At 33.0% G+C, this 15,824-nt stretch carries 14 protein-coding genes; 11 read left to right on the forward strand and 3 right to left on the reverse strand.

Features of this window, described 5'->3' with window-relative positions:
- Positions 1–479 precede the first annotated feature (479 nt).
- Genes EL165_RS10565 through EL165_RS10575 form a run of 3 tightly spaced genes read left to right on the forward strand, consistent with a single transcriptional unit; the run spans position 480 to position 7,364 of the window.
- The gene (locus tag EL165_RS10565) at positions 480–3,488 is read left to right on the forward strand and encodes a SusC/RagA family TonB-linked outer membrane protein (RefSeq protein ID WP_002977334.1); all 3,009 of its coding nucleotides are present in this window, start codon (positions 480–482) and stop codon (positions 3,486–3,488) included.
- A gap of 10 nt (positions 3,489–3,498) precedes the next feature.
- Entirely contained in the window at positions 3,499–4,872 is a 1,374-nt protein-coding gene (locus tag EL165_RS10570) for a RagB/SusD family nutrient uptake outer membrane protein (RefSeq protein WP_027383741.1), read from the forward strand.
- Positions 4,872–7,364 (forward strand): alpha/beta hydrolase family protein, encoded by a 2,493-nt coding sequence (locus EL165_RS10575; protein WP_002977332.1) that lies wholly within the window; start codon positions 4,872–4,874, stop codon positions 7,362–7,364. Before EL165_RS10570 ends, EL165_RS10575 begins: the two co-directional genes overlap by 1 nt.
- 10 nt (positions 7,365–7,374) lie before the next feature.
- Here EL165_RS10575 and EL165_RS10580 read toward each other — a convergent pair whose 3' ends face one another.
- From EL165_RS10580 to EL165_RS10590, 3 genes are all read right to left on the reverse strand, one after another.
- A complete protein-coding gene (locus EL165_RS10580; RefSeq protein WP_002977331.1) occupies positions 7,375–7,644 on the reverse strand; it encodes a DUF6520 family protein in 270 nt (89 codons plus the stop codon).
- A gap of 28 nt (positions 7,645–7,672) precedes the next feature.
- A complete protein-coding gene (locus EL165_RS10585; protein ID WP_002977330.1) occupies positions 7,673–9,184 on the reverse strand; it encodes a MauE/DoxX family redox-associated membrane protein in 1,512 nt (503 codons plus the stop codon).
- A 154-nt stretch (positions 9,185–9,338) separates the two neighbouring features.
- Positions 9,339–9,539, reverse strand: a complete 201-nt coding sequence (locus EL165_RS10590) for a hypothetical protein (protein WP_002977329.1) — start codon at positions 9,537–9,539, stop codon at positions 9,339–9,341.
- Positions 9,540–9,882: 343 nt separating this feature from the next.
- Between EL165_RS10590 and EL165_RS10595 the strand changes: the two genes are divergently transcribed.
- The 8 genes from EL165_RS10595 (at position 9,883) to EL165_RS10630 (ending at position 15,818) form a co-directional block, all read left to right on the forward strand.
- On the forward strand, positions 9,883–11,532 hold the full coding sequence (locus EL165_RS10595) for a helix-turn-helix domain-containing protein (RefSeq protein WP_164720332.1): 1,650 nt from the start codon (positions 9,883–9,885) through the stop codon (positions 11,530–11,532).
- A gap of 142 nt (positions 11,533–11,674) precedes the next feature.
- Entirely contained in the window at positions 11,675–12,049 is a 375-nt protein-coding gene (locus tag EL165_RS10600) for a hypothetical protein (RefSeq protein ID WP_002977327.1), read from the forward strand.
- Complete coding sequence (locus tag EL165_RS10605) at positions 12,046–13,485, forward strand: relaxase/mobilization nuclease domain-containing protein (RefSeq protein WP_002977326.1); 1,440 nt, start codon at positions 12,046–12,048, stop codon at positions 13,483–13,485. The genes EL165_RS10600 and EL165_RS10605 overlap by 4 nt, the downstream gene beginning before the upstream one ends.
- Positions 13,482–14,117: a ParA family protein gene (locus EL165_RS10610; RefSeq protein WP_002977325.1), complete on the forward strand. Its 636-nt coding sequence runs from the start codon at positions 13,482–13,484 to the stop codon at positions 14,115–14,117. Before EL165_RS10605 ends, EL165_RS10610 begins: the two co-directional genes overlap by 4 nt.
- Positions 14,105–14,491 carry a hypothetical protein gene (locus EL165_RS10615; RefSeq protein ID WP_002977324.1) on the forward strand — a complete coding sequence of 129 codons (387 nt, stop codon included), beginning with the start codon at positions 14,105–14,107 and terminating at the stop codon, positions 14,489–14,491. Before EL165_RS10610 ends, EL165_RS10615 begins: the two co-directional genes overlap by 13 nt.
- Positions 14,492–14,497: 6 nt before the next feature.
- Positions 14,498–15,034: a hypothetical protein gene (locus tag EL165_RS10620; protein WP_002977323.1), complete on the forward strand. Its 537-nt coding sequence runs from the start codon at positions 14,498–14,500 to the stop codon at positions 15,032–15,034.
- A 139-nt stretch (positions 15,035–15,173) separates the two neighbouring features.
- A complete protein-coding gene (locus EL165_RS10625) occupies positions 15,174–15,509 on the forward strand; it encodes a DUF4134 domain-containing protein (protein WP_002977322.1) in 336 nt (111 codons plus the stop codon).
- A gap of 3 nt (positions 15,510–15,512) precedes the next feature.
- Positions 15,513–15,818, forward strand: coding sequence for a DUF4133 domain-containing protein (locus EL165_RS10630; protein ID WP_002977321.1), 306 nt, complete (start codon positions 15,513–15,515; stop codon positions 15,816–15,818).
- The last annotated feature ends 6 nt before the right edge of the window (positions 15,819–15,824 follow it).

Below are 15,824 nucleotides of genomic sequence, written 5' to 3' on the forward strand. Positions count from 1 at the left end.
CGAAAACTGGTAATTTTAGTATACGAGACGATAAGCAGGAAGCTCACGACCTAGGCGTGGGCTCTCTTATCTGTATACAAGGTATACCAGTACCCCGAATTGGATAATGTAGAGTTCCACGCCGTCTTTTTCCAATGCTGTTCGCTTTTCTACTTCTAAGCACCTTCCAAAAATAGTATCAGATTATATGATACAATGAGGTGTACAACTCATTGCGGCTTTTAAAGCTTTCTCGGGACACAATTTCATTCATATTAAATGGCTTTTAGGTGCCTTGCGGTTAACTAACGACTATCCCCTATCCAAAAGGCACTAAGAAAGTTTTGTTTTCAAATACCTGAATCCAGAAGTAATAATAACTAAAAAATGAAATAAAAAATAATCCTTATAAATAAGAAAGCCCTTCCCTATTCAGTTTGCAGACTTCAGGAAAGAGCTAGGTTTATCAAGGAGTTTAATCAAAAAACCCATACAAAACTATGAAAAAATCCTATTCTAAAATAGGAAGCATTGGTATTGTCTTTTTGTTAACTGCATTATGCAGTAATGCAAAAGCACAAACCAAGACAGTGACCGGAACAGTTACTGTCGGCGAGAATCAGACACCACTTTCTGGAGTCAATGTATCTCAGGAAGGCAGTGATCAAGTTACACAGACCAATTCGAAAGGATTTTACATCTTACAAATAAACGGTGAAAATCCCATCATAATTTTCCGACATCCTGAGTATGCAGAAAAAAGAATTACCGTAAATGGTAAAGCTGTTATTAATCTTTCATTAGATCAGAAAGTACAGGGCATTGAAGAAGTTGTTGTCAATGCCGGATATTATAAAGTAAAAGAGAAAGAAAGTACCGGTAGTATTGCAAAAGTTTCAGCGAAGGATATAGAAAATCAGCCTGTGACTAATGTTCTATCTAGTGTTCAGGGACGACTTGCGGGTGTTACTATCACTCAAAATTCAGGAGTTCCCGGAGGTGGTTATGATATTCAAATAAGAGGTAGAAACAGTTTAAGAAACAAGGACAACAGCACAATTGATGGAAATCAGCCACTTTATGTGATCGATGGTGTTCCGATGGGTGGAGAAATGACATCACTCTATTCGACTGTTATTCTACCCGGAAGAAGTCTTAATCCTCTCAACAGCATCAATCCAAACGACATTGAAAAAATTGAAATTTTAAAAGATGCTGATGCAACAGCAATATATGGCTCCCGTGGTGCTAATGGTGTTGTTTTGGTAACTACTAAAAGAGGAAAGTCAAAACGACTGAATTTAAATTTTAATACATCCTATGGATTAAGTACAGTGATTTCTAATCTCAATTTGATTAATACATCAGAATATTTATCTATGAGAAAAAAAGCATTTGAAAATGATGGAATCAGTACTTATCCTGCAACGGCTTATGATATCAATGGAACTTGGAATCAAGATAGATATACAAACTGGCCGGATAAATTAGTTGGGAACACAGCAGCTTTGTCAAACACACAATTATCATTAAATGGCGGTGGAGAAACAACCAATTTTTTATTGAGCCTTTCAAATAATGAGCAGACCACTGTTTTTGGGGAAGACTTTAAATACAAAAGCAAAAACATTTCCAGCCATATCTCGCATCGATCTGCAGACAATAAATTTCAGATGAATATTGCCAATAGTTTTTCAATTCAGAAAAACAATGTCATTAGAACAGATATTACGAGGCAGGCGTACAATTTAGTTCCAAATGCACCTGAGCTTTACAATTCTGAAGGTGGATTAAACTGGCAGAATAATACATTTGCCAATCCTGTGGCAGCCTACAATAGCACCTATACAAATGAAAACAAGCAATTTCTTAATAGTATTACAACACAGTATGAGGTTTATAAAAACTTATTGCTAAAGCTTAATGGTGGATTTAACTACCAGACATTTGAAGAACTTTCGTTACAGCCCAATACAATTTATAATCCGGCTTATGCTGCGGGTCAGTCAAGCGCAACTTCGACAGCATCTAAGAATAATCAGGACAGATTTTCTTTCATCATTGAACCACAAATTAACTGGAATTACCAATCTGAACATCATAAAATCGATGCTTTGGCGGGAGGAACATTTCAAAGAGAGACAAACGAACAAGGGTCAATTGTAGGTGTAGGCTTTGAAAGTAATGCTTTTATAACAAATATCGGTGCTGCAAGAACAAAAACAGTTTCAGACCAAATCACAAATGAATACAGATACGCCGCATTTTTTGGGAGGCTTAATTATCAATATTTAAATAAATATATAATTAATCTGACTGGCAGACGTGATGGAAGCAGTCGCTTTGGTCCAAATAAAAAGTTTGCCAATTTTGCAGCAGTTGGAGGAGCTTGGTTATTTAAAAAAGAAAAATTTGCCGAAAATCTAGAATGGTTAAGTTTTGGAAAGCTTCGCGGAAGTTATGGTACTGCAGGTAGTGACAACATTGGAGACTATCAATATTTAGATACTTATACTGTCTCATCATCATATATCTATAATTCAGTTACAGGATTGATTCCGTCAAGACTCTATAATGGTAACTATAGTTGGGAAAAAACTAAAAAGCTAGAAGTTGCTTTAGAACTTGGGCTCTTCAAAGACCATATTAATATTACGACAGCTTGGTATAGAAATCTTTCTTCAAATCAATTGGTGGGCTACCAGCTGCCTTCAATCACTGGCTTTACAAGTGTATTGGCAAATCTTGATGCTACGGTCGAAAACAAAGGATGGGAATTTGAGTTGGCAGCTCAGCCACTAAAAACAGGGTCTCTTAAATGGGATACTAATTTCAACATTAGTTTTCCAACAAACAAATTAGTTTCATTTCCGGGACTGGAAGGTTCAACGTATGCCAATCAATTTATCATTGGGCAATCTACTTCAATTATCAAATTGTATCAACTTGAAGGTATCGATCCTAAAACAGGAAAATACAGTTTTACTGATTTCAATGGAGATGGAAAGATATCTTCACCTGAAGATAACAAAGTTGCTCAGGACATAAGTGTAAAGTTCTTCGGTGGGTGGTCGAACAGTTTCAGATATAAAAATTGGGACGTTTCATTTTTGTTTCAGTTCGTTAAGCAAAAAAACAGAAATTACAACAGTATTATAACTGTTCCTGGCAGTATGAATAATCAGCCAGTCGAAGTTTTAGATGTCTGGTCAACGGACAACCCTACTGGTACATATATGCCATATACTTCCGGAGTAAACACGCTTCACACATTTTTTCAAAACAGTACAGCATCAGTGTCGGACGCATCATTTATCAGATTAAAAAATGTACAATTGGGATATCAGATTCCATTAAAAAACAGCGTCTTCAGAAATGTCAAAATATACATTCAAGGACAAAATCTTCTCACGGTAACCAAATATTTTGGTGTTGATCCTGAGTTTTTAGCACTGGGCTATCTGCCACCTCTGAAAACATACTCTTTTGGGTTACAGTTCAATCTTTAAAAAATTTGAAATGAAAACAATTACAAACATTACTATATTATTATTCTCACTATTACTACTCAATCTGATTTCTTGTGAAGAGATGCTGGAAGTTGATGTACCGGAAAATCAAATTGATAAAAACAATGTTTTTCAGGACACTCAAACAGCAAATTCCGCATTATCGGCATTATATTCGAGTTTACGAGATAATTCTCTACTGGCAGGTGATAAGATGGGATTATTTTTGAGCAATTATACAGATGATCTCACTTGTTATGCAACTACCGCAACAAATGGAATCTATGAAATTTCACAAAATCAACTCATTTCCAGCAATGCTGCAGTTTATTCACTGTGGTCAAATACATATCAACAAATCTATTTCTCCAATTCTATCTTAGAAGGTCTTGAAAAATCATCAGGAATTTCAAACACAGACAAAAGAAGAATGAAAGGTGAAGCATTACTGATACGCTGTATTTTATATTTCTATTTACAGCAAATATATGGAGATATTCCTTATTTAACTACAACTGATTACACTGCTAACAACACCTCATCAAAATTGAGTTCTGATGATGTTCTTGTTCGACTTGAAAACGATTTGAACGAATGTTATATATTATTAGCAGACGAATACAGTAACTCCGAAAGAATTTTTGTCAATCGTAAAGTTGCAGAACTGATGATGGCAAAGGTATATTTTGCAGAGCAGAGACCAGCCGATGCGGAAGCTAAATTAAAATCAATAGCTCAAAGTTCTCTTTATACTTTCGAAACTGACATTGCTAAAGTCTTTCAAAAGTCAGGAAAACATATTTTGTGGCAATTAAAACCTAAAAATTCAGGAGATGCAACAAAAGAGGCAAGTTTATATTATTTCACAGGTGCAGCACCTTCGAGCTACGCACTATCGACATCTCTTATGTCCTCCTTTGCATCATCGGATTTCAGAAAATCGAACTGGATGGCAGTAATTACTGTGGGCGCAAACACTTGGTATAGAGCCGATAAATATAAAAATCGCTCAAATAATACCACAGAGTACTCCATTGTTTTCAGGCTTGAAGAAGTTTACCTACTATTATCCGAAAGCTTGGCAAAACAAAACAAACTCAATGAAGCACTGCTATATTTAAATGCTACAAGACAACGTGCTGGACTTTCGGCGGTAACTTCAGGCATTTCACAGTCTGATTTAATTACTGAAATCGCAAGTGAGAACCGTAGAGAATTCTTTACAGAGATGGGGCATCGTTTCTTTGATCTCAAAAGGAATAACAATTTAAATTCTCTTATTTCCTCAAAACCTAATTGGCAGACTAATCATCAACTGTGGCCAATTCCTCAAAAAGATCTTGAACTAAATTCAAATTTAAATCCCCAAAATCCAGGTTACTAATGAGATCATTTAAAAATATAATAATTTTACTGTTACTTGTAGGGATTTCTTTTTGTCAAGGTCAAACGTTGAGAGGCACATTAGAAAAAAAAATGGCTCAGCAATATCGAATAAAAATTCTTGCGATGTCTCCAAAGGGAAACTGGGTTATAGCAGGAAAACATTATGATATTAACAAAGATACTATTGAAATTTTTTCAACAAAGAATAAAATTCAAAAACCTCATCTGTTAACGAAAACCTTAGATATTCCAATTTTTTTACAAGAAGAAGCTGTGGTAGCATTGGCAAAAGATAAAGCTGTCTTAGTTAGTCTGAATGATAGAAGACAGAAGGTTTTTGACAATATTAAAAGAGTTTTTGCGTCTTCAGACACAGGAACTTTTGCATTACTAAACACTGCCGATAAATTGTCTGTCTATAATAACAAAGGGGCATCATACTACGAAATAGATAGTGTAGTCAATATTACGAAAGATAATGTAAGTAAAATTTTTGTCGTAAGAAAGGGTGAAAATAAATACGAAATCTACGACACTTCTTCCCAAAATAAAAAAAAGATCTACGAGAGCCCTGTGCTTATCAAGAGAATTGAAATAAGTGATTCAAAGAAAACACTTTATATAATTGAACAAAACAGTACTGATAAAACGGAAAGTTTAGTTTTATTAGATATCAAATCTGGCAATATCTCAAAACCAATTTTACAAGATATAGATACTGGAGATTACATTGTAGTTAGTGAAATGAATGAAGAAGGAAAGTATTTTGTAAATGGCCAAACGAAGATACCAAAAAACAAAAATGTCGAAATATGGTATGGAAATGATGGTGATTTAAGCAAGCATGACACTGGTTTTGATCCAATTGACAAATATTGGATAATTACAAACAATAATCATGTAAGCGCAATTGATAATAAAGATTCGAAAAAGATTTTTTTATCTGGCAGTGATAAATATCTTTTCGCTTTTAAAAGAGGAAAACTTCAAAATTATACAGTAGATAATCAAAATATTGATTTACAGATTTTAGATACTCAGAATAATACAGCCAAACCCTTTGATATTGTAAAAAGTGCATATTTCACTCTATCCAAAGATGGAGAATTTAGTATTTACAGAGACTTGCAGGATAAATGGGTGTTATGTAATCTTTCTACGATGAAAAAAGGATATATTCAAGATCACAGTCTGCAAAATCCTGTTTTTAGTAAAGACGCGTCATTAATTTACTTTGATTCTCAAAAAGGTATTTTCGTTTATAATATTCAGAAGGATAGACTGATCAAAATTAGCGAAAATCTAAGTAAAAAAGTTAAAATTTTGAATAAAGAGAGTCTACCATTAATTGGGAGCTATTTCAAGATTTACAGATCGTACCTAAAGAATGATAATTCAGTTTTAATAAAAGTCAGAGATGACGAAGAAAACAAAACGTCATATTATACCATTGTAAATAAAGATTTAAAATCAATAATAAAATCCTCAGAAAATTATATTAGAGATTTCTACTACAACAGAAACGCAAATTTTTTTGCTTATACATTAGAAAATTACAACAAACCGATGTCTTTATATTACGTTGATGATCATAAAAAAGAACCAATAATTCTTTTAACCAATGAAAATCGAGATGCTGCAGTAAAGAATCTTAAAATTGAAATAATAAATTATATTAATTCGGATTATCAGAAGTTGAAGGGTATTTTATATTACCCAACTAACTTTGAGCCTAAAAAAAAATATCCTATGATTGTAAGAATTTATCAAATTCAGAATGATTCGGCAAATCAATATGATATTATAGGCTATAATAATCCTGCTTCTTTTGATTTGAGAACTTTACTTGACCAAGGCTATTTCGTTTATTTACCCGATATTGTATTTGGTCCAAAAGGAACAGGTCTTTCAGCATTAGACTGCGTCAATAAAGCATTGGATACAATTCAGAACAGACCGTATATTGATCAGTCGAAAATCGGATTAACAGGGCATTCCCATGGGGGATATGAGACAAACTTTATTGCTACACATTCAAACCGTTTTGCAGCGTATTTATCTGGTGCTGGTAATAGTGATATTGTACGTTCCTATTTTTCTTACAATTATAATTTCCACAGCCCATTTTACTGGCAATATGAAAATGGACAATATGAATTGAAATTTCCTTTCAGTGAAAACAAAAAATTGTACTTTGACAACAACCCCATTTATAATGTTGAGAAAGTGAATGCGCCCATTCTTTTATGGGCTGGTAAAAAAGACGAAAACATAAAATGGGATCAGGTCATGGAATTTTATATTGGGTTAAAAAGGAATAATAAAGATGTTATAGCTCTGTTTTATCCAAATCAGGGGCATAATCCAAGTTTTAATTCAGAGGATAGAAAAGATCTTTATTATCGAACATTAGAATGGTGGGATTATTTTTTAAAAGATAAAACAAACATAGATTGGATTAACAAACAAATGAAAAAGGATGCTTTATAGCATCCCTTTTTTACTGCAGTCTGAAAAGTTCCTCTCCGCACATTGTCGGGTTGTCCGAAATTTTCTCGTGCAAAGACGAACTGCTGTCGCCCGACCAAACACATGGGGCTGTGCCCACTGTGTTACACTGTTGTTGTGCGTTTAGACATTCGCCAGTAACGGCATCAATTCTGTAAGCGTCAACAATTGCTTTTGCTGAATTGCTTTTTGCAGCACTAGTTGCAAATGCTGCGCCTGTGCCAAGTAATACTGTGACTACAGGAATCATTAATTTTTTCATATTAAAGAAATTTGAATTATTGCCTACTCTATTTTAGGTTTTCGGCATTCCCCTTTTCATATAAATTAAGAATCAGTCTAGTAAACTTGTATCTTTTCAATTCTTTGTCAATTAAAACAAAAAGATACATGTCGGTTGCATACATCTGTGTTAGCGCTTTATCATCCTTTTTAGGAATATAAAAGCTTCCTACATATTCCTGTCGGTCAATCCTGTAGATATCAATGATTGAATTTTTCTTCCATGCTTTCTTAGACTCATACTTGCCAATAAGCTTTGATTCCACAAAAAGGAGGTTTTGATTAGTTGTAGGATTTTGATTGTTTTTTAAACTTGGAACATTCATTTTATGTCGACCGTCTGGAATTTTAACCACATTAAATCTAGCTCGGCTTATGGTGTCAATTGTTTTTAAGCGAGATTTCAATTCAAGATCCTCATCCATGATCATATATTCATTTCTGTAATTATATATGTATATAAGATTTTTAAAATTTTGGTTGAGCAACAATTTTCCGTCACTGTCAAATACTCCGTCAATTTGTTTTTGAAGAATATCTGGATTCAATACAACTTTTGGATTTCGATTTAAATCAAGGCTACCCAAAGTGTATTGCTGTGTACTTTTACTCTGCGTTCTTAGTGCAAATCTAGCCGAATCTAAAACGGATAATTGAGTAAAGTATGCGTTCTGATAACTTATTGTTTCTGCATATTGGTCACCAATTTTACCTCTGTAAATTATTGGGACACTTCCATCGTAAAGAAAATAATCGTTTTTAAAGGTCTGAAGCCATAGATTTTTAAAGGAATAGTCTTTCTCATCCAGCTCTATCCTTTGTTGGCTTAAATTTGATAAATCATAATTAATTTCAGAAAATAATAATGGAGCTGTTATATTTCCAAGATATATTTTTTTACTATCTGAGCCTGCAATATAGTATGAATCCAGCTTTAAATCTATTGATTTATCTTCTAGTACTGGATGTATTAGAAATCTTCTAACAAAATTATTCTCTTTTTTTATAATGTATTCTGAAGAATAAAATAGATAAACAACAAGAGAAGTACTCGCGACAAAGACTACAAAAATTTTCACAAAATAGATGATGAATTTTTGTCTATTAATAACCTCAACTAGAATTACGGAAATAAAAGAAAGTAAAATACATCCAAGATTAAATAATAGATGTTCTGTCCAATCCATTTTCTCAAGTATCCCGCCGCAAGAACAGGGAACAAAGTCGCTAAAATTTAGGATAAGATAAATATAGATTGTAAAGGCTATCATAATTCCCATAGAGCTATAAAGCCCAATTAATCGAAATTTGGGAACTATAAGAGTAACTACAATAAGAAGCTCAACAATTATTGTTGCATAAGAAATAAATCCAGCATAAGCACTTAAAAGTGGTGATTGTGCGATCTGAACCTGGAAATTTCCAAAATCCATTATTTTGCTTGCGCTAGCGTAGCAGAATAAAAGAATAAAAAAACAGGCCGTTATTAGCGGCACTTGAAGGAAGACTGATTTTTTCATGGCTAAAAAATTTATTAAAAAACTTTAAAATCAAAATCTGCCCTTTCATTATTATCTTCTTCGTCAATTTTTGAAAGATTTCCCTATACCCGATCTAACGTCGTTGGCTGGATATTATATTTTTGAGGTATAGGGAATCTTTATATCATTTCATTTAGTGTTTCCAATCTTGACCATCCTTTACAGGGGGATCTTTTTCTAATTCAATTTTCATTCTAGTTGAATCAGATGTTTTATTACTTTCCTTTGCAACTCTAGATAGTGCAAAATCATTATCTACTTGCTCATCAACTTGTCTGCAACTTTGCGCACATAAACCCACAATAAGAATTAAAAATGGGATAACTTTTTTCATAATAGTAAAATTTATTAAGGATTATCCCGGCCGGTTTTTCTCAGAATTCTTGGAGTCAAAGGTATTGTCGAAAAGACCGTCCAAACAAGCATATGTGGGTGTGCTTTACAAAGCACGACGTCGTGTTTTATAAAGCACGACAACAAAAAACAATGAAACCGCTTCATTATCAATTGTTTTTAATAATAATTAAATATCTTAATAGAATATTGGGAAAAGCCCTGTTTTATGGAGATTTTACATAAATTTGGCGGTTCTTAATTGAAGCCTACTAACCATGCTTAAAGGATTTTCATTCATTTTGATATTATTCCCCTTTTTTCTGCTGTTAAATGCGCAGAAGATGAGCGAATATGAGATTATCCGAAAAAATTATGAGAATCTTCCTAAAAATGATAAAAGAGCAATTCCTTATGTAAAGACTTATATTCAAAAATCGAAAAATGAAAATGATTTTGAACATTTAACCCAAGGATATCGGGATGCCGTTTTCTTTACTAAAAATGAAAAGCAAAAATTAGTATATTCCGATAGTATGATCTATGCCGCTTTAAAATCACGAGATAAAGATTTGATAGGTTTAGCTTATTTGGGAAAAGGGATTATCTATTACTTTAACTATAAAAAATTTGATCCGGCTTTAGATGAATATTTAAAAGCTTATAACTATTTAAAAAATACTAAAGACGAGTATTTGAAATATAAGGTCGTCTATCATATGGGAGTCGTCAAAAGCTACCTAGGCTATTATTCAGAATCTAAAGAAAATTTCGAAGAATGCATTAAATTTTTTAATAATGAATCAGTTAAACAACTTCATCCAAATGAAGTTTTCAATAATAAAAGGGGATATTTTAACTCTCTTCACCAGTTAATAATCTGTCAGAGAAATCTAAAAAATTTTGCTGCTGCTGATAGTTTAATAAATGTTGGGCTAAAAGAAATTGAGGGGATTGATGAATTTTCTTTGGAAAAGAGTTATTTTTTAAAGTGCAAAGGCATTTCAGCATATAACCGTCAAAATTATAAGCATGCAATCGATATCTTAAATAAATCTTTACCAAAAATATTGAAGGTAGATGATTTTGCGACTGCATCATTAATTTACTCTTACTTAGGAAAGAGCTACTATCATTCTGATAAGGAAAAAGCACTCCATTATTTTGAGATGGTAGATTCAATTTTCGTTCATAAAAATTTTGTTTTACCGGAGACACGTGATAGCTACGAAATTTTAATAAACCATTTTAATAACCTGAACAACACAAAGAAAGAGCTGTACTACACTAAACAGCTCTTATCAGTTGACAGCTTATTAGGAAAAGAGTTTTACTATTTGACCTCAAGAATTCACAAAGAATACGACACGAAGCGATTGTTAGATAACAAAGAAGCTTTAGAGAAGAGAAATCTTCTCACTTCCTTAATGGTAATATTTTTTATATGTCTTTCGCTGCTTTTTATCACACTATACATTTTTAAATATAGGAAGAATAAGAAGATCATGCTGAATTACAGGATACTGCAGATAAAGCTTGACAATCGTCAGCTTGAAAAAATGCTACATCAACATAGTCCCGATACCATTTACGAGGATGAGAAGACATCGATAATTAGTAAGGAGATTTACCAAGATTTACTATTAAAAATAAAATCATTTGAGGATAGACAAGAATATACTCAAATAGGATTAACATTAAATCAGTTGGCGGCTCAATTCAATACTAATACAACATATTTATCAACTTTTATCAACGAATCAAAAGGCGTTAATTTTAAAAATTACCTAAACAATCTTAGAATTGATTACATTACCAATCTAATGAATACTGATAAAAATTACTTGAAATACACAATTGAAGCATTAGCTGAAAAATGCGGTATAGCATCCCGTCAGAATTTTTCAGATCTTTTTTATGAAATTAATGGGATGCGTCCAACAGATTTTATCAAAAAAAAGAAAGAAGAGCAAAAAAATAATAACGGTAAATAGAAATCGAAAATACTAATCTATAATTTTCAAGTGAATTTTACATAATTTTGATGATCTAATCAGGAGAAGAATCTTCTCGTTTGCAAATTGAAATGTGCGAATCCTAATTAGGATTGCCTTAACTATTTTAAAAAATTGCCAAATGAAAGATTTAAAAACCTCAGGCAGATCAAAGACTGCACGAATTACTTTAAGGCTACATGACGAAGTAAAAGAAAAATGGCTGAATCACTGTAATAAATACAACCTTCATCTTTCCGATTATATCATTAGCGGCGTCGAAGGAAAGCTACTTGATAATGACAGGAAAGAAATCATGAATTTCATCGAAAATCAGGTTAATTTATTCTCTAAAATTGAGAATAATATCAATCAGATTGCAAAACATATCAACACCAACAAGCACTTACCCACTACCCTTTTATCTGATTATAATTCAAAGCTTGAAATTCTCAACAGTCTGAAAATTGAGCAAAACAGAATAATCAAAAAAATCTATATTGAACTTGCAAAATGATTGTTAAAATATTAAACAAATCATCCAGTGAGTTCAATGGTGTGATTTATAATGACAAGAAAATTGAAAAAGGAAAGGGAGAACTTTTATCAATTAAAAATTTCCCGGCTCATCTTAATCACTCTTCGGGAGCTCCAGACATAAAAAACTATCTGAAAGCAGTTTCCAAAAATAATTCAAGAATAAAAAATCCGCAGTTTCACGCTACAATATCCGCAAAAGGACGCGAATATTCTAAGGAACAATTGGCGCTTACAGCAGATAAATTCATGGATAAAATGGGCTATGGTGAACAACCGTACATTGTTGTTTTTCATAATGATACTGCCAACAACCACATTCATATTGTAAGTACAAGGGTTAATAAAGACAGCTCAAAGCGTATTGAGAGAGATTTCGAAAAATATAAAAGTCAAACTGCTTTACAGGAAACAATTAAAGAGTTGTACGGTACTGACGTACATCAAAATTTAGAAAAATTGATTGATTATAATTATAGTACGTTACATCAGTTTAAGACACTGCTGGAACTTAATGGATACGGCTATTATGAAAAAAATGATAAGTTAAATATTACAAAAAACGGCGCTTTTATCAAAGTTTTAAATGTCAATGATTTAAATTTTTCAAAAAAAAGTTTTGACGAGAAAAGAAAAAAACAGATATTTGCTCTATTCAAAAAATACAAAGAGGTATTTTCCAACTCGGTTTTCAGAGTATCGGATAAAAACCATGCCTCCTACCAATCAGAGCTTCAATACCATCTGAAGAAAAAATTTGGGATTGATGTTGTTCTTTCATTCAAAGATGATAAACAGCCTTTCGGCTATTCCATCATCGACCACAAAACCAATACGATTTACAAAGGCAGTGATATAATGAAAATGAGTGACCTATTCATTATCAGCTCCCAAGTATTAGACAAAAAGATCTTTGACATTCTGGCCAATTCAAATTTGACAATCGAAACGAAGAACGTTTTTAAAAAGCATTTGGAACAAGAGTACAAATGCGAAATCCAGGATTATATGCTTTTTTTGAAACAATCGAAAAAGACAAATTATAATATCTGGAAAGACACACGAAATTCAACAATAGATCACATCCTAAACTTAAGGAAAGTAAGTAATAATTCGCAGGATAAAATAAAGATCGTCAGTTTCTCAAATGAGGCATTCGTCATTAATAAGATTGACAATGTTGTCTTTACCGTAAAAGAATTGGTCGGAGATTACTATTACAACCTTTATTTATCTCAATTACTAAATCCTCAAAATCCAGGACACCAGTCTATTGTCAATGGCGTGCAAGCTGCAGAAGCATCAAGTTTAGAAGAAATGTTAAAACGCACTTCCCTATTTGATATTTCAGCAGCTTCTCCGCCATCAAGCGAAGAACTAGAAAATAGAAGAAGAAAAAAGAAAAAAAAGAGATGATTATTACGTTTGCAAATCAGAAGGGCGGAGTTGGCAAGACCACTTTAGCCATTGCATTTGCCAACTATCTTTCTATGTTTACCGATAAAAAGGTAAATGTCATCGACTTTGATTTTCAGCGTTCATTTTACAGGCAATGGTCAGAAGACAAAGAATTAAAAGCAGATTATCTTTATGAAGTAGAGAAAATTTCGGAAGAAAATATTCATCTCACGCAGAATGAAAAAGTTTTAATGCAGTTAAAGGAAAGTCAGGAGGTTATTCTTTTTGATACCGCCGGAAATATTCAGAATAATTACACGCAGGTATTACAATACAGTGATGCCATAATAATTCCTTATGGATACTCCAGTGTTACAATGATGTCTACAGTACTGTTTCTCAATCTTCTTAAGCTTATCAAAGTCAAGGCAAAAATATATTTCATCAGAAATAATATGCGCAAAGACGACAGCTACGAATTGAAACCTGTAATGGATGCTGAATTCAATACGATAGGGAAAGTAATTGGCGGATCAGTTCTAACCAGAAAATGTATGCTTAGCATCAACACAAAAGGACTGACATATGAACAAAAGTTAGCTGTCAAAGAAACATTCGATGAATTAATTTATCATCTATGGGAATTTTAGACCGCTATACGACCGATGAAGATAAAGAGGAATTAGCAAAGAATCTCAATATTCTGAGTGACGAGGCAGTCTTATCGAAAAAGGGCATTAAACACAAAACAGCAGATGCAGCAAAAAACACTCGGACAAAGAAAAAACCAACCAATCTAACCGAACTTGATGATAAAACCTTATGCATAATTAATGAATTTGTTGACTCTTACAAGAGTAATGACAAAACCAGCAGAATGATAAGGATACAGGATCATCATTACAGAAAGTTGGTGGGCCTTCGTGCTGACGGGATATCTGTAAGCGAATTTGTAAGTTTTGCGGTGCATCTCGCTCTAAAATCTGACGATTATGAAAATTTCTTAAACATTTTAAAAAAGTGAAAATTTATGGGAAAAGTCCTAATGATTACTGGTTTACTATACATTCTATATTATACCGGCATTGCAGTTTATGACTTATTTATAAAAAAACAGATCGTAAATAGAAATGAAAATGATGGCGAATTGATCAGCCTTGAGAACTTTATTGAAGAAACTCCAGGAGAAATAATAAATATTTATGAAGATGACGTAGAGAATTTAAACTTACCAAGTTCCTATGATTATGAAGAGACAGAATTATCCTCCGAAGAAAACGGCGAACCTTTTAACCATCGACGTTTTGAGGAAGAGCGGGAAATTGAAAACTTCTATGGCGACAATCAACAGGGCAAAGATGAAAAAGAAGTGCGTCAATCATTTCTTTCAAATTTAAGTTCAGTGATCGGAAGCAAAAATTCGGAGGCAATACCTCATCAGAAGGAAATAATTCCGTCAGTTATTTCGGATGAGATGTTTCGAAATTTCTTTGAAAAAGCATCAAGACATATCGTTGTCGGCTCTGAAAGCGGTCAGAGTTTTTACAAATCAAGTTTAGTTTTTTAATTACATTCAGTCAATGATACGGAAAACGCCGTATCTGTTTCGATTCCAAAGCACTTTATGGAGCTTTGGAATCTTTTTTTACCAGACGGTTTCAAATGAAACAATTCAATTATTGTTCAATTAAAATTTTAAAAATCAAATGAAAAATAATATTACAAGCATTAATAAACACCATAAAATTAAAAAAGCGCTGTTCTCCGCAATCTTGGTATTATGCACAAATTTACTTTTTGCTCAGACAGGAGGCGCCGGAGCTATATCTTCGGCAACATCGGATATCGAAGAGTACGTTGAGCCAGTCTCAAACTTAGTTCAAATGATAGGTGCGATCGTAGGCATTGTCGGAGGTGTCCGAATTTACAACAAATGGAACAATGGTGACCAAGACGTCAATAAAGAACTGATTGGCTGGGGAGGTGCCTGTATCTTCCTGCTTCTCGTTCCCACAGTAATTCAGGCATTTTTTGGAATATAAGAAATGGAAGAAAAGAGTTTCTTTCTATACAAGGGGCTAAAGAAGCCCCTTGTGTTTAAAGGTCTGAAAGGAAAGTATATCTATTATGCCGGTGGTTCATTTGCCGGCACAATGGTTTTAGGCATCATTCTAAGCAAAGTTATAGGATTCTTTATAGGGATAGTTCTTGCTTTAGGTATTGGTGCAGGATTGATTTGGAATGTCTTCAGATTACAGAAAACCAAAGGTCTTTTTAACAAAACGCTTAACAAAAATGAGATTTTTATGATTCCTGTAAAAATAAAACTGAAGCAGAAGTACAAACGTTAGGAAATA

Source organism: Chryseobacterium gleum, from assembly GCF_900636535.1.
In the GTDB taxonomy this organism is placed as follows: Bacteria; Bacteroidota; Bacteroidia; order Flavobacteriales; family Weeksellaceae; genus Chryseobacterium; species Chryseobacterium gleum.

Bases quoted from the DNA above. Each gene is read 5' to 3' on its own strand.
- EL165_RS10610 (WP_002977325.1), top strand. From the start codon at position 13,482: ATGATTATTACGTTTGCAAATCAGAAGGGCGGAGTTGGCAAGACCACT.
- EL165_RS10600 (WP_002977327.1), top strand. From the start codon at position 11,675: ATGAAAGATTTAAAAACCTCAGGCAGATCAAAGACTGCACGAATTACT.
- EL165_RS10620 (WP_002977323.1), top strand. From the start codon at position 14,498: ATGGGAAAAGTCCTAATGATTACTGGTTTACTATACATTCTATATTAT.
- EL165_RS10570 (WP_027383741.1), top strand. From the start codon at position 3,499: ATGAAAACAATTACAAACATTACTATATTATTATTCTCACTATTACTA.
- EL165_RS10580 (WP_002977331.1), bottom strand. From the start codon at position 7,644: ATGAAAAAATTAATGATTCCTGTAGTCACAGTATTACTTGGCACAGGC.
- EL165_RS10615 (WP_002977324.1), top strand. From the start codon at position 14,105: ATGGGAATTTTAGACCGCTATACGACCGATGAAGATAAAGAGGAATTA.
- EL165_RS10625 (WP_002977322.1), top strand. From the start codon at position 15,174: ATGAAAAATAATATTACAAGCATTAATAAACACCATAAAATTAAAAAA.
- EL165_RS10565 (WP_002977334.1), top strand. From the start codon at position 480: ATGAAAAAATCCTATTCTAAAATAGGAAGCATTGGTATTGTCTTTTTG.
- EL165_RS10585 (WP_002977330.1), bottom strand. From the start codon at position 9,184: ATGAAAAAATCAGTCTTCCTTCAAGTGCCGCTAATAACGGCCTGTTTT.
- EL165_RS10575 (WP_002977332.1), top strand. From the start codon at position 4,872: ATGAGATCATTTAAAAATATAATAATTTTACTGTTACTTGTAGGGATT.
- EL165_RS10605 (WP_002977326.1), top strand. From the start codon at position 12,046: ATGATTGTTAAAATATTAAACAAATCATCCAGTGAGTTCAATGGTGTG.
- EL165_RS10590 (WP_002977329.1), bottom strand. From the start codon at position 9,539: ATGAAAAAAGTTATCCCATTTTTAATTCTTATTGTGGGTTTATGTGCG.
- EL165_RS10630 (WP_002977321.1), top strand. From the start codon at position 15,513: ATGGAAGAAAAGAGTTTCTTTCTATACAAGGGGCTAAAGAAGCCCCTT.
- EL165_RS10595 (WP_164720332.1), top strand. From the start codon at position 9,883: ATGAGCGAATATGAGATTATCCGAAAAAATTATGAGAATCTTCCTAAA.